Here is a 12,842-nt window from a genome sequence, read left to right as displayed (position 1 = left end):
GTCGCACACCCGAATCATCGTCTGATTGAGCAAGTTGTTTGAGAATGGGTAAGGTTTCTGGGTCATCTTTCCACCCCCGTGCTAATTCTTCTACTGCTGCACGTCGCACATCCGAATCATCGTCTGATTGAGCAAGTTGTTTGAGAATGGGTAAGGTTTCTGGGTCATCTTTCCACCCCCGTGCTAATTCTTCTACTGCTGCACGTCGCACATCCGAATCATCGTCTGATTGAGCAAGTTGTTTGAGAATGGGTAAGGTTTCTGGGTCATCTTTCCACCCCCGTGCTAATTCTTCTACTGCTGCACGTCGCACATCCGAATCATCGTCTGATTGAGCAAGTTGTTTGAGAATGGGTAAGGTTTCTGGGTCATCTTTCCACCCCCGTACTAATTTTTGTACTGCGGCTTGTCGCACATACCTATCATCGTCTGATTGAGCGCGTTGTTTGAGCCAAGGTAAAGTTTCTGGGTCATCTTTCCACCCCCGTGCTATTTCTTCTACTGCGGCTTGTCGCACATACTTATCATCGTCTGATTGAGCAAGTTGTTTGAGAATAAGTAAGGTTTCTGCGTCATCTTTCCACCCCCGTGCTAATTCTTGTACTGTGGCAAGTCGCACACCCGAATCATCGTCTGATTGAGCCTGTTGTTTGAGCCAAGGTAAAGTTTCTGGGTCATCTTTCCACCCCCGTGCTAATTCTTCTACTGCCGCACGTCGCACATCCGAATCATCGTCTGATTGAGCAAGTTGTTTGAGAATGGGTAAGGTTTCTGCGTCATCTTTCCAAGTGGCTGCAATTGCTGCTACTGCTTGTCTGCGAATTTGATAAACTAGGCTGTCATATTCTGGAGGTGTATAAGCAGTGATATTTCCGTATTTAGTTAACTCTTTAACTCGATCGCGCAATTGACTAGCAATCCCATCAATAGTATTTCTATTCCTCACTTCATCCAAACACTTAGCGGCCAAAAACAGATTACTAAACTTTTCCGCTTCCCCATTCTGAGCCATTAAATACTCGATAATTTCCCCTGTGAACAGTTCATTAATCGAACCGGCAATCAACCGCAACACTTCGTGCCAAGACTCCTCTTGCCAGTGTTCACCAAACACCTTTGTTTTGAGATATTCCAGATCTATTTTGCGTTCCCTTTCAAATTGCCAAACAAAATCCGCCGCACAAAAATATTCCAAAAACGTCCGGTGCACAAAAGCATAATAATCTGCACCCAAAAAGCACAAAATAAAATTGCGCGTCCGTAGTTGTTCGACAATCAACTTAGCTATCTTGGGAGAATCTTTGATTTTAATAACTTGCAAATAATCATCAACAATCTCTTGCAATCGTGGCGCGGCAATTAAATTTCCAGCTAAACCCCTAGCATTTGCTTGCATTTCCGCCGCAACTAGCCGCAGCATAGCTTGTTTGTCTTTGAAGTCAATCACCACATCAAAACGTTCATCATTGAGAGCTTTATCCAAATCCCACTGTTGCAGCAAAACTCGCGAACATTGATGGTACAACTCTGCTCTATCTCTCGGCAATTCTTGATAGCGATTGAGAATCGCCATCATCGTTAACAACAAAGGATTTCCCGCCAATTCTCGAATAGCCTGAGATTCATCAATCGCCCGACGTAGCCTTTCTTGCTTTTGAGCCCGGTCTTTTAGATTATTAAAAGTCAAATTATGCCATTTTTGCAGAAAATCTTTAATTTGCGAATCAGTCAAATCTTGTAGCATGAAGTGCCGAAAGTTTGCGTCACGAAGCTGCTGCGGCTTGTAACCAATGATGCGAGAAGTGACCAACACTCGCACGCGGGGATAGTTCGTGGTAAAGTTAATAATCTCGCCAACAGCTTGCTCTCGTTGCTGCGGATCAAACACTTCATCTAACCCATCAAAAATCACCAAAGCGTCGCCAGAAACTAGCCGTGCTTGCAATAATTCCCGCTCAATATTGCAGATTGAATTGCTAGCTTGATGGAAAAAATCCAGAAAATCCGTACACTGCTTGGAGTTGCAATCTTGCATATACTTCCGCAACTCAATCAGTAGTGGAATGGGCTGCGAAGTCCAATTTGGGACTGGTTGTTCAGCCCATTGAAGAGCGAGATACTGAACTAAACTCGACTTCCCAGAACCCGGATCTCCCAAGATTACTAAATATGGGTAATTTTGTTGATCCTCTACTAATTCTAGTACAGAACGAGGAGCTGATTCAGCATAAACTTTTTTGTAGCGTTCCCAATTTTCGGGTAAAATATCTTCAGGATCTAGTTGATCGCTATCAATGAGTCGCTGTTGATAAGATTTGGGCAACTCATGAATTTGTGGCATAGCTTCGCCAACTTCCCGCACATCTTGAGCCACAAAAATATTCCACAATTGCAGTTGATAGCTGTAACCGGAAGTTTCAACTGTATCCAATCTGAGATAACCGTAATTATTTTTAATTGCGTCGCGATACCGCAGCCAACTAATATCAGCAGTTTCTTCCTGTGCTACAGCACCTTTTGGCGCAGCGAGTAAATTTTGTAAAGCCAGGGATTCTTGCCCAAGTGCAAGTGCTTTGCGCCGATAGCGTTTAGCTAATTGTTTCCAATCAAATTCATCAGGTAGCGGTAGTAGATGTAGAGTTTCCCAAGTCTGTGCTAACTGATGACTATCTGGGAATTGTTCAGCATTTTGAAAGGGCTTTCCCAATTCGGCGAGTACGGCTGGATGGCGAATAAATTGATCTAAAGAGTCAGTATATTGAATCACTTTCGTTTCTGATTCATCTGCATCTTCCAACTCTTGCTGTACCAGTAGCAAAAACTGTGTCAGCGATGCTATGCAGGCTTGGATGAGGGTGTCTTGAGTTGAGTCTGCAATTTGAGCGTCATTTGTGGAGAAAAGTTTGACAACGAAATTATCGAGATTTTCGCGCATCAGTTTTTCCAGCAGAGTTTTGTAGAGAAACCCGACTGTATTTGTGGAAATTCCTGACATTGCTAGCAAATCCATAATGGCTGCCTCATTCGTTCTGTCTTATTTTACCACAAATTTTAGCTCCTCCAAATCTCCCTTCATAAGTCCGAGAGTCCGACAGGGAATGAATTCCCTGTCTCAAAGCTAAAGTCCTCTTAAGAGGACTGAAAAGAACACTTTTTCTCATTTTATCTCGTTCCTCGGCTCAGCCTAGGAATGTTTTCTTGTCCCCCCTTTAAGGGGGGTTAGGGGGGATCTAGACTTTAATACAAACAAAAAAGACTTTCTGTTTAATGTTAAGTTGTCACTAATCGGCAAAACCTAGGAATGTTAAAGTAAAGGCTCTGGCTGGTATTTTGCGATAATTGCCCTCGCCTGATTGCGAATATCATCACTCACATCAGCCTGACTATCCACCACAGATTGTAATTTTTCAATTAGCTGATTCTGCGTCTCTGGGATTTGGCGAAAATCCCTCATATCTTCACAACACTTAGCAGCTAGAAAAAGATTACTAAAATCATTCGATGCTCCCTCTTGAGCTAGTAAATACTCAATAATTTCTCTAGCTTTGCTGACATCAAGTTTCCCGACAATCAAACTCAGAACCTCATGCCAAGATGAATTATGCCAACGATTAGCAAAAACATCTTGTTTCAGTTCTTCAATGGTAATATTCTGTTTTTTCTCGAAAGAAACGACAAAATGCCAAGCACAGAAAAATTCCAAAAAAGTCCGATGAACAAATCCATAAGCATCACCACCTAAAAAACACAAAATAAAACTTCGCGCTGTTAAATCCTCTCGCAAAACTTTAGCGACTAACGCAGGATCGGAAATTTTTTCAGATATCAAATACTCAGTTAGTATTGCGTCTAAATTTTTATTGTTGATGAGTAAATTGGCGGCATCCAAGGTGTCAGTAGTTTTTTGCATTTGGTGAGCTACTAAGCGCAACATTTCCTGCTTTTTAATATAATCAAGGTAATTATTTACCAAAGGATCTAAAGGACTACTATCTTGCAAGTTTTTGCTGCCATCCCAACGCTGTAATAGTACCTCTGAAGCGCGTTCATATAGAGTAGCCCTATCTCTTGGCAGTTCCTCATTTCGGTTCAAAATTGCCATCATGGTTAACAGCAAAGGATTTCCGGCTAATTCTTGAAAAGCTGAGGAATTATTAATTGAAGCTAGGAGGCGATCGCGTTTTTGATTTCCTTCATTTGGGCAATCTTCAAAAGCCAATTTGTACCATTGAGTGACAAAGGCAGTAATTTGATCTAGATCTAAGTCTTGCAACATAAACTGCTTAAACTTAGCACTTTTAAAGATTGACCTATGCTTCTCGTAACCGATCACACGAGAGGTAACTAAAACTCTGACTTTGGGATAGTCCGTGGTAAAATTGATAATATCAATAACTACATCTTCCCGTGTTTTATCATCCAGAATCTCATCTAATCCATCAAACATTACAAGAGTTGGGCGATTTTTTAACCATTCATGTAATTCGTGTCTATTGAGAGTACCGCCGTTAACTCCACGTCCTTGATGAAGGTATTCTAAAAAGTTTGGTGCTTTTTCTAGATGGTCAATATAATTTCGTAGCTCAATGAGTAAAGGTAATTCTATTAAGGGTAAGCTAATTGCCTTAGCCGTCGCCCATTCTAATGCCTTATACTGTGTTAGAGTAGACTTACCAGAGCCTGGGCGACCGAGAATGACTGTATATTTGTAGTCTTGTTCATCGCCGTTGATCAAATCTAAGATTGTAATAGGTTGTGGGCTACTCGTGTCTTCCTCAACATTTTGAGGCACAAAGATATTCCATAGTTGCAGGCTGTAACTCCAACCGCTAGTATCTAAACTGTCTAACTTTAGTTTGCCATAAGCTTTTTTCAATCCCTCTTGATAACTAACCAAATTAAAATCCGGTGGAATCGGAAGACTTTGTTCGAGGCTTGTTTTAATTCCTGCCAAATTTTCTGAAGCTAAAAGTTGCCGTAAATCCTCCGACTCCCGAAGTATAGCTTCTACTTTTCTAGAATAACGCTTGCCAACTTTTTGCCAGTTGAACTCATCAGGTAAACGCTGTAAATAGAGGTCATTCCATTTTCGTGCGAGTAATCCACAATCAAAAAAAGTTCCATCAGCAGCCGAAGTTGTTCCTAGTGCTTTACTGAAAGGTTGACCCAAAGTTTCTAATACCGATTTATCTTGCAGGAACTGGCTTAATGAATCTTGGTATTGCAGAATTGGAGGAGGCTCAATTTGTGCATCATCATCTTCTGCATCTGCTAGTTCTTCCTGTACAATATATAAAAATTCTGTAATTCCTTTCCCGAAAGCAACTTTCAAGGGTTCTTCTTTCGCTAAACCTACCAAATCTTTAATAGAGGCTTTAAAAAAATCTTTTACATAGTCTTCTAATGCTGACTGCCCCAGTTTAACCAGGACTTCTTGGAAAATAAACCCAACTAAGTTTGTTGCTCCCCACAATACTAACCACTCCATTGTCTGAGTCTCCCGCGCCTGGTTGCTTACATTGTCAGTATATAATATTCGAGCGGCGATCGCCTTTTCCCAACAAAACAGTCCTGGACCCCCTACCAAGCTATCAAGAAACCGGGTTGTTCACCAGGTAAAGGCTCAGATGCAGCGTTTTCGGGAAAAAAACCGGTTTCTGGACTCCCCACCAACCTTCATAACCGGGTTTTTCATCAGTTAAAGGCTCAGATGCAATATTTGTGGAAAAAACCCGGTTTGTGAGCTCCCATGCGTAAATCCTATCTTAGTTAAAATAGGGAACAGCGGCGCTTCAAAGCTGCTTGCAAAAGAGTGTTGTACAGTTTTTCCTTAACAGTATAAGCGCCGAATCTTTCCAAGTGCGGATTGTTCATTTGAGCGTCGAACATCAGATAAGATCGATCGCGCAATCTCTCCACCAACTTCACCATCGCCACCTTAGAACCCTCGGGAATTCGGTAAAACATCGACTCCCCAATAAACGCACCGCCGATCGACAATCCTAAAATACCGCCCGCCAATTCGTCCCCGCACCAAGTCTCGAAGCTGTAAGCCCAACCGGCCTCATACAAACCCCAGTAAATCTTCTTGAGTTCCTTAGAAATCCAAGTCGTTTCGCGATCGGCACAACCCTCAACTACCGCCCCAAAATCGCGGTTCACAGCCACCGAAAATCGATTTTGATTGATTTGGCGACGCAGGGATTTCGGATAGGTAAATCTTTCATCCAGGGGAATCAGCGCCCGCTGACGACTGGAATACCACCCCAAACTTTCCTCGCCGTCATTTGCCATCAAGAAATAGCCTTGCGCGTATCCTTGTATAATTGTCGGTATATCATATTGCATATATTTATCAGTTGTCATTTCTCAGTTAACTTTTCAAAGTCAACATTAGCAATTAGGAATAATCATGTCTGAAATCATTGAACCTATTACCTTACCGCCCGCCAAAAACCCCGAACAAGAAGGCCAATGGCTCCAACAAACGCTGCTGGCCTGGCTAGACTCCGAGTTTATCCCAGAAGCAGCCAACCAGCAAATAGCTAAAAGAGCTGCCCAAATCTATGTCCGCCAGCGTATGGAAGGCGAAAACGACTTGGGCAGCCTCGTAATTGCGATCGTCACCGAAATGCAGGCCTATGATTTTTCTAAAAGCTTCTACGGCGAATTTGCGATCGCCAATGCCGTCAGCGACTTGTTACTCGAAAGTCTCGGCATCGATAAATGCTGTGGTCAGTGAAGCAAGAAGGAGGAAAATTTAACTCATAAGTCTGAAACAAAAATCAACCCCAAACCTAATCCTGCCGATTAATTGTGAGTTTTTTTCTTCTTCCTTCCTTCTTCCTTCTTCCTTCGTGCTACCAGCTAGACTTCACCACACCGGGCAAAAGACCTTCGTGAGCCATTTCTCGCATCATGTTGCGAGACAGTCCGAAGTCACGATAGTAACCTCTGGGCCGTCCAGTTGCCCAGCAGCGGTTCCGCAAGCGAGTCCGCGAACTGCTGCGGGGTAGCTGTTGTAGTTGGCGGTGAATCGCCATTTTGTCCATCTGATTGTTAGCTTGGTCAAACTGCTCTTTCAGGTCTTCCCGCTTGTCGGCGTACTTGTCTACGAGTCTCTGGCGCTTTTTCTCGCGCTCGACCATGCTCTTCTTAGCCATAATCTGTTGATATCCTTAGATAAATCACAATCTACTATTTTACTATATTTTAGTCATTTTGGATAAGTTTAGTTTTAAAGATTTTTATTTACACACAACAACTTATCTCATTTGTAGGGTGCATCAGGTAATATTGTGCGATCGACAGTTGCTCTAATTCGACCTGACGCACCCTAGGAACTATTCCTGGTTCTCGCCAATAGTTTGTTGGGCAGCGTGTCGAATGTGGAGGATGCGAACTGCGGACACATCTTCACTTTCGGCAATAGTGAAAAGAATGCGGTATGAGTTGCCCCCTTTACCATAAAGTAACTGCCTAATTTCTTTACTGAAGTATTGATTTTCCCGGGCGAGAGGACAGCGTTTTGGCATGGCTGATAAAGACTCGATCGCCTTCAACAATCCCTCATACCACTCCCTTGCTTTCTCTGGTGATGTCCTCTGAGATAATAGCAGGAATGCACTATCCGCTTGTGCTTCTGCAACGCTAGAAATTTCAATGAGATATCTCATCAGTTTGTTGGAAAACGGTACTTGGTGCGCTGTGATTTAGCAAATTCATCAAAAGAACGGAACCGTCCTAACTCAAAATCATTTAACCCCTCCTGAATACCCTCAATAGCTTCTTCAGAGTCTCGGGCCTCCCATTCTAATATTCTAGTTAGCAATTGGGCAGCAACAAGGCTAATATCTTGTCCTTCCCGAGCGGCTTTTTCACGAAGTAGTGCCTCTATTTCTGGACTGAGGGAAATCGCAATACTCATATACTTACTTCCTTAGCATTAAGCTCTTGACAATAATTATAGCAAACTCAAAAAACGATCTACCGATCGAGTTCATTTATAAACTTTTCATTTCAGCAATTGTAAGCTGCGTCAGATTCTATATTTTAATGCTAGTTGCTAGCCTCGGCACTGACGCACCCGTGCGTAATATTAGCAGAAGGACACAAATCTGCAAGTTCGCAAATATTGCAAACCGGATTTCTGGCATTACAAACTGCCCTGCCGTGATAAACCAATCGAATCGACCAATTTTCCCAATCAGGCTGTGGCAACAAGATCATCAAATCCCGCTCGATCCTTGTAGGATCTGTATGTTCGGTCAATCCCAACCGCTGAGTCAAACGTTTGACGTGAGTGTCTACCGTCACCCCCATATTAATACCAAAAGCGTGGGCGAGAACGACATTAGCCGTTTTGCGGGCAACTCCGGGCAATTCTAGCAGCAGTTCCATCCGCTGCGGCACTTGATTGTTAAATTTATTGACGATCGCCTGACAAGCACCTTTAATATTTTTAGACTTATTCCGGTAGAAACCAGTCGATCGCACCAGACTTTCCAATTCTTCTAAATCAGCATTTGCCAAAGCCACCGCATCGGGAAAACGCTCAAACAAAGCGGGCGTTACCAGATTTACTCGATCGTCCGTACACTGAGCCGAGAGAATCGTCGCCACCAGCAACTGCACGGGAGTTTCGTAGTTGAGAGTGCAAGGAGCTTCTGGATAGAGGCGTTTGAGGCGAATCAGAATTTCGAGCGATCGTTGTTTCAAACTTAACTTTTTAGCCATTAGTCATTAGTCAGTAGTCATTAGTCATTAGTCATTAGCCATTAGTGATTTACAAAATATTGGGGTCGATTCCCATTTCGCGGAGTCGAGCTTCTAAAGCTTCCGATCGCGCTCTTTCTTGTTCCAGCAAAGTTTCTGCTTGTTCGGCTCTTTGGCGTTCTTGTTCGGCCCTTTGCTGTTCTTGTTCAGCTCTTAATTCTGCTTGCTCTCGCAGTTGAGCGAGTTCCACAAAACTTACAAAGGGCGCTCCGTTAGATCCGAATATTTGTAGTGCGGTTTCTGATAGTTGAAACCGCACTCCTAGTCTGGGACTTACCCAACCGTCCGCCGATTCTACAGCTTCTAATTCTTGGTCTCGACGCTGCCATATAGTTAAATCCACTTGTTCAGGGTTGTACAAGTAATATTCTTCCACGCCGTAGCGTTCGTAAAATTTGAATTTTTGAATCATCGGAGTTAGACGGTTGCCCGGCGACAAAATTTCAAACACGACTTGCGGCGGAATGTTATCTTCGTTCCACTGTTGGTAGGAACCTCGATATCTTTTCGGTCTGCCAAAGGCTACCAGCACATCTGGTGCTTGAGCAAGTTTATTATTTCCTTCTACTGGATACCACAGTAAGTTACCCGCCACAAAAACATCAGCAACACTCGCAAATAAAAGTTCTAAATTTTCTTTAATCCAGACGATTAATCGAAACTGTTCGGTATTATCTGACATGGGTTCTCCGTTGTCATCTGGGTAGACCATTGTTGATTTTTCGGGAGATTGCAGTTGTGTAATCATTGCTTTTCTTACCAAATTTAATGAGCGAATATTAGTCATGAGTCAAAATTGCTGTAATGACTAATGACTGTTAATTTTTAACTGTTGACTAATCTTAGAGCTTATTAGTGGCAACCAACAAATAACAAATAACAAATAATCAATAATCAATAATCAATAATCAATAACAACCAACTACTGACTACTGACTACTGACTACTGACTACTGACTATTGTTGCCGAAGATTGCCCATCAAATCGAACCCAGCCAAATTAGCTGTATCCCGAATAATCAAGAAAATTCCTAAACCCAGCAACAACACCAAACCAGTCTGCATCACATTTTCCTGAATACGGTTCGGTAAAGGTTTACCCCGCAGTCCTTCGATCAACAAAAAAGCTAGCTGACCGCCGTCCAAAGCAGGTAAAGGCAAGATATTAATCACAGCCAAATTGATGCTAATTAGCACAGCATACTGAAACAAACTCGCAGCATCCGATTTGGCAATCCCTGCACCAATGGCCACAATCGCCACAGGCCCGGACAACTTGTCGGCAGTCTGGCTGAAATTGCTAAGTAACTGCCCGAAACCTTGAACCGTCAGCACCACAATCCGCTCAAATTCTTTGGCGGCCTTGCTAAACGCCTCTACAAATCCGGCCCTCTGCCGCACCACAGTGCCGTTAGAAGTTAGTTGCACGCCAATGCGACCTTTGCCGTCGGGCGACTCTTCAGGAGTTACTGTCACTACAAATTTTTGTTCTTGGCGCTGAATTTCCAACGCTAGGGGTTGGTTGGGATGATCTTGGATTGCTGTGACCAATAATTTGATAGCTTCGCGGGAAGCGCCCAATTCCTTGCCGTCAACAGACAGAACAACGTCGCCCGATCGAATTCCCGCTTGTTTCGCGGCCGAACTGACTTCTGCGGCGACTTCCGGGACTTTAACTCCCGGTAGGTAGTTCATTTCTGCCGCGCCGACAGTGCTCAATTGCACCACCAGCAAGAAGTAAGCAAAAATTAAGTTGGCAATTACCCCTGCACTAATGACGATCGCCCGATCGAGCACGGGGCGATTTTTGAGCAAATTCGGGTCATTTGGGGGAATTGTACTGTCGGGATCGTCGTCCGGGAAACCCACGAAACCTCCCAGGGGAAAGGCGCGGAGGGCGTATTCAGTTTCCGGGCCTTGGTACTTCCAGAGGATGGGCCCGAAACCGATAGAGAAGCGGTTGACGTGGATGTGTTGAAGTCTCGCCGCCAGGAAGTGGCCGAGTTCGTGAACGACAATCAAGATACCTAAAACTGCGATCGCTGCCAAAACTGACATGAAGGATTCCACTAACACTTTTACTGGACTTTGATTTATTTTAATATCTTTTTAATATCGGTGGCTTCGGAGCGACAATTTTCAGTCAAACTGGAAGATGGAGTTTTTGTCGGAAGTCCCGGGCACTGAGATCGAACCGACGCTGCCAAACCGATCGCGCGATCGTACCTGAGTTTACCTCTAAAACCAATTCCCCATTACAAATTATCCATTACCAATTTCCAGTTACCAATCCCCAGTTATGAAAGACACTTCTTTGAATATTATCGCTATTTCTATCTTTGCCATCACCGTTTCAATATTGTTGGGCCCCCTATTCAACTTGCCAGAAGCCGTACCTGCGATCGCCACTTTTTGCCTGTTGGGGTTAGCCACGCTCGACAGTTTCCAGTGGCAAGGTCAAGGCGGTACTATTTTATTAGATTGGCTAGGGGGAACTTCCAAACAAAAGCGCGATCGTATCCTTCACCACGAAGCCGGACACTTCCTAGTCGCGCACCTGTTGGGAATTCCCGTAACCAGCTACGCCCTCAACGCTTGGGAAGCATTTAAACAAGGTCAAACAGCCCAAGGCGGCGTCCGATTTGAAGACGAACAATTAGCATCTCAACTGCAAAGCGGCACTCTTTCCGCCCAACTTTTAGACCAATACTGCACCGTGTGGATGGCCGGAATAGTCGCAGAAAAATTTGTTTACGGCAGTGCAGAAGGAGGAGCAGAAGACCGCACCAAAATTAGTGCAATTTTAACACAACTGCGCCGTCCCAGTTCCGAAATTCAACTCAAACAAAACTGGGGTTTGCTGCGAGCAAAAAACATAATCGAAAGCCACAAATCAGCTTACGAAGCCCTAGTAGCAGCAATGGAAAAAAGAGCAACCGTCGCGGAGTGCTGCGACATAATCCAGCAAAATTTATAAACAAAAATTACGCATTCTTCCCTTTCTCAACCCAGTTTATTTATAGATTTCTCCCTAAAACCCAGATTTTGCGTAGAAACCGAGTTTAACAGCGTATTATAGGGATTAAAAATTTATGTCAGAACCCAAAATTTTCCCAACAACACTGCAAACAGCCAACCCAAATACAGAAAAATTGTTGTGGCTGTTCGGTTTCCGGATCGACCCCGGCACCGAAATACCAAATCTATATACTCTCATTGTCTATGGAGAACAAGAGCCGCCCTTAGTAGCCGGCGGTCAACTTGTATTTTTTACCCGTCCAGAACTAGCGATTAACGCTCTCCGATTGTGCAATATCGATGTCAGTGAACTGGGAAAGCCACCCACACAAATAGACGCTATTTGCGACATTGCAGAAACGCTGTACTTGCTCGATGCCGAAGATTTTGACGAGTCAGCTACTATCCTCAACTGTTTGAACGCGCTTTTCGATTTAGTGAAAGCTACTTTAATACCGATGCCAACTGAATACAAGCGCATACTTTATGATTTTGCCGACCATTTGAATATTGAGGAAGAGTTTGCAAGTTTTTTAGACGCAGAAGATATTCAGCGATCGGAAATTGTCAATGCCATTTTGTGGTGCGTGGGAGCAATTACAGCTAAATCCCGATTGTTGACCGAGTAATTTAAGAAAAACTAGAATGGGAATCGATAATAGATAATATCGCTCCAGGAAATTGTGCCATGACTGTAACAGATTTACGCTTGTGGACTGTAGAGGAATATCGCCGCCGGACCCAAACTGGCATTTTCAATCCCGATGAAGGAGTCGAATTAATTGACGGGCCAATTATTTCAGTCTCAGAAATCTGCTGGCAGGACTTGCTTGAATTCGCATTCAAGATCCGATTGCTCTAAGTTATAATTCAGAACCCGAACCGGATATTGCTGAGCGTGCAAATCGACCCTCGGCTGTACCAAGATTTTCATCCCGCACGCGCCAACATTTTCTTATTAGTAGAAATAGCTGATAAGCTGTTGTGCCTTTAAATAGGGTATAATAAAAAATGAGTTTAGTCAATCTCTACAAAAATGCCAGCTAAAA

13 protein-coding genes are annotated in these 12,842 nt (G+C 43.5%); 4 read left to right on the top strand and 9 right to left on the bottom strand.

What is annotated here, in order from left to right; all coding sequences use genetic code 11:
• The 3 genes from QT996_RS25450 to aat all read right to left on the bottom strand — a co-directional run.
• On the bottom strand, window positions 1-3,010 hold a 3,010-nt coding region (locus QT996_RS25450; RefSeq protein ID WP_333049994.1), incomplete at its 3' end, for a HEAT repeat domain-containing protein.
• 294 nt (window positions 3,011-3,304) lie between these two features.
• Window positions 3,305-5,488: an NACHT domain-containing protein gene (locus QT996_RS25445; protein WP_333049993.1), complete on the bottom strand. Its 2,184-nt coding sequence runs from the start codon at window positions 5,486-5,488 to the stop codon at window positions 3,305-3,307.
• 281 nt (window positions 5,489-5,769) lie between these two features.
• Window positions 5,770-6,366 carry a leucyl/phenylalanyl-tRNA--protein transferase gene (gene aat / locus QT996_RS25440; protein ID WP_006633846.1) on the bottom strand — a complete coding sequence of 199 codons (597 nt, stop codon included), beginning with the start codon at window positions 6,364-6,366 and terminating at the stop codon, window positions 5,770-5,772.
• Window positions 6,367-6,412: 46 nt separating this feature from the next.
• Here aat and QT996_RS25435 point away from each other — a divergent pair, with 46 nt between their 5' ends.
• On the top strand, window positions 6,413-6,742 hold the full coding sequence (locus QT996_RS25435) for a hypothetical protein (protein ID WP_333049991.1): 330 nt from the start codon (window positions 6,413-6,415) through the stop codon (window positions 6,740-6,742).
• Between the two features lie 118 nt (window positions 6,743-6,860).
• Here the strand turns inward: QT996_RS25435 and rpsN are convergent, their stop codons facing one another.
• The 6 genes from rpsN to rseP form a co-directional block, all read right to left on the bottom strand.
• Window positions 6,861-7,163 (bottom strand): 30S ribosomal protein S14, encoded by a 303-nt coding sequence (gene rpsN / locus QT996_RS25430; protein ID WP_333049990.1) that lies wholly within the window; start codon window positions 7,161-7,163, stop codon window positions 6,861-6,863.
• A gap of 180 nt (window positions 7,164-7,343) precedes the next feature.
• On the bottom strand, window positions 7,344-7,676 hold the full coding sequence (locus QT996_RS25425; RefSeq protein ID WP_333049988.1) for a type II toxin-antitoxin system RelE/ParE family toxin: 333 nt from the start codon (window positions 7,674-7,676) through the stop codon (window positions 7,344-7,346).
• Window positions 7,676-7,927, bottom strand: coding sequence for a hypothetical protein (locus QT996_RS25420; RefSeq protein WP_333049986.1), 252 nt, complete (start codon window positions 7,925-7,927; stop codon window positions 7,676-7,678). Before QT996_RS25420 ends, QT996_RS25425 begins: the two co-directional genes overlap by 1 nt.
• A gap of 131 nt (window positions 7,928-8,058) precedes the next feature.
• Window positions 8,059-8,736: an endonuclease III gene (gene nth / locus QT996_RS25415; protein WP_333049985.1), complete on the bottom strand. Its 678-nt coding sequence runs from the start codon at window positions 8,734-8,736 to the stop codon at window positions 8,059-8,061.
• A gap of 49 nt (window positions 8,737-8,785) precedes the next feature.
• A complete protein-coding gene (locus tag QT996_RS25410; protein ID WP_333050005.1) occupies window positions 8,786-9,523 on the bottom strand; it encodes a Uma2 family endonuclease in 738 nt (245 codons plus the stop codon).
• Window positions 9,524-9,732: 209 nt separating this feature from the next.
• Complete coding sequence (rseP, locus tag QT996_RS25405; RefSeq protein WP_333049983.1) at window positions 9,733-10,833, bottom strand: RIP metalloprotease RseP; 1,101 nt, start codon at window positions 10,831-10,833, stop codon at window positions 9,733-9,735.
• A 241-nt stretch (window positions 10,834-11,074) separates the two neighbouring features.
• On the opposite strand from rseP, the gene QT996_RS25400 reads away from it, so the two are divergent.
• From QT996_RS25400 to QT996_RS25390, 3 genes are all read left to right on the top strand, one after another.
• Window positions 11,075-11,752, top strand: coding sequence for an ATP-dependent Zn protease (locus QT996_RS25400; protein ID WP_333049982.1), 678 nt, complete (start codon window positions 11,075-11,077; stop codon window positions 11,750-11,752).
• A 115-nt stretch (window positions 11,753-11,867) separates the two neighbouring features.
• Window positions 11,868-12,422, top strand: coding sequence for a hypothetical protein (locus QT996_RS25395; RefSeq protein WP_333049981.1), 555 nt, complete (start codon window positions 11,868-11,870; stop codon window positions 12,420-12,422).
• A 59-nt stretch (window positions 12,423-12,481) separates the two neighbouring features.
• Window positions 12,482-12,655, top strand: coding sequence for a hypothetical protein (locus tag QT996_RS25390; RefSeq protein ID WP_333049980.1), 174 nt, complete (start codon window positions 12,482-12,484; stop codon window positions 12,653-12,655).
• The last annotated feature ends 187 nt before the right edge of the window (window positions 12,656-12,842 follow it).

This window comes from Microcoleus sp. S13C4 (genome assembly GCF_036700865.1).
GTDB lineage: Bacteria > Cyanobacteriota > Cyanobacteriia > Cyanobacteriales > Microcoleaceae > Microcoleus.
The sequence above is the reverse complement of the archived record's forward strand: the minus strand, read 5'-3'. Positions and strand labels throughout refer to the sequence as shown.

Bases quoted from the DNA above. Each gene is read 5' to 3' on its own strand.
- QT996_RS25400 (WP_333049982.1), top strand. From the start codon at position 11,075: ATGAAAGACACTTCTTTGAATATTATCGCTATTTCTATCTTTGCCATC.
- rseP (WP_333049983.1), bottom strand. From the start codon at position 10,833: ATGTCAGTTTTGGCAGCGATCGCAGTTTTAGGTATCTTGATTGTCGTT.
- rpsN (WP_333049990.1), bottom strand. From the start codon at position 7,163: ATGGCTAAGAAGAGCATGGTCGAGCGCGAGAAAAAGCGCCAGAGACTC.
- QT996_RS25425 (WP_333049988.1), bottom strand. From the start codon at position 7,676: ATGAGATATCTCATTGAAATTTCTAGCGTTGCAGAAGCACAAGCGGAT.
- QT996_RS25395 (WP_333049981.1), top strand. From the start codon at position 11,868: ATGTCAGAACCCAAAATTTTCCCAACAACACTGCAAACAGCCAACCCA.
- QT996_RS25390 (WP_333049980.1), top strand. From the start codon at position 12,482: ATGACTGTAACAGATTTACGCTTGTGGACTGTAGAGGAATATCGCCGC.
- QT996_RS25445 (WP_333049993.1), bottom strand. From the start codon at position 5,488: ATGGAGTGGTTAGTATTGTGGGGAGCAACAAACTTAGTTGGGTTTATT.
- nth (WP_333049985.1), bottom strand. From the start codon at position 8,736: ATGGCTAAAAAGTTAAGTTTGAAACAACGATCGCTCGAAATTCTGATT.
- QT996_RS25410 (WP_333050005.1), bottom strand. From the start codon at position 9,523: ATGATTACACAACTGCAATCTCCCGAAAAATCAACAATGGTCTACCCA.
- QT996_RS25435 (WP_333049991.1), top strand. From the start codon at position 6,413: ATGTCTGAAATCATTGAACCTATTACCTTACCGCCCGCCAAAAACCCC.
- aat (WP_006633846.1), bottom strand. From the start codon at position 6,366: ATGACAACTGATAAATATATGCAATATGATATACCGACAATTATACAA.
- QT996_RS25420 (WP_333049986.1), bottom strand. From the start codon at position 7,927: ATGAGTATTGCGATTTCCCTCAGTCCAGAAATAGAGGCACTACTTCGT.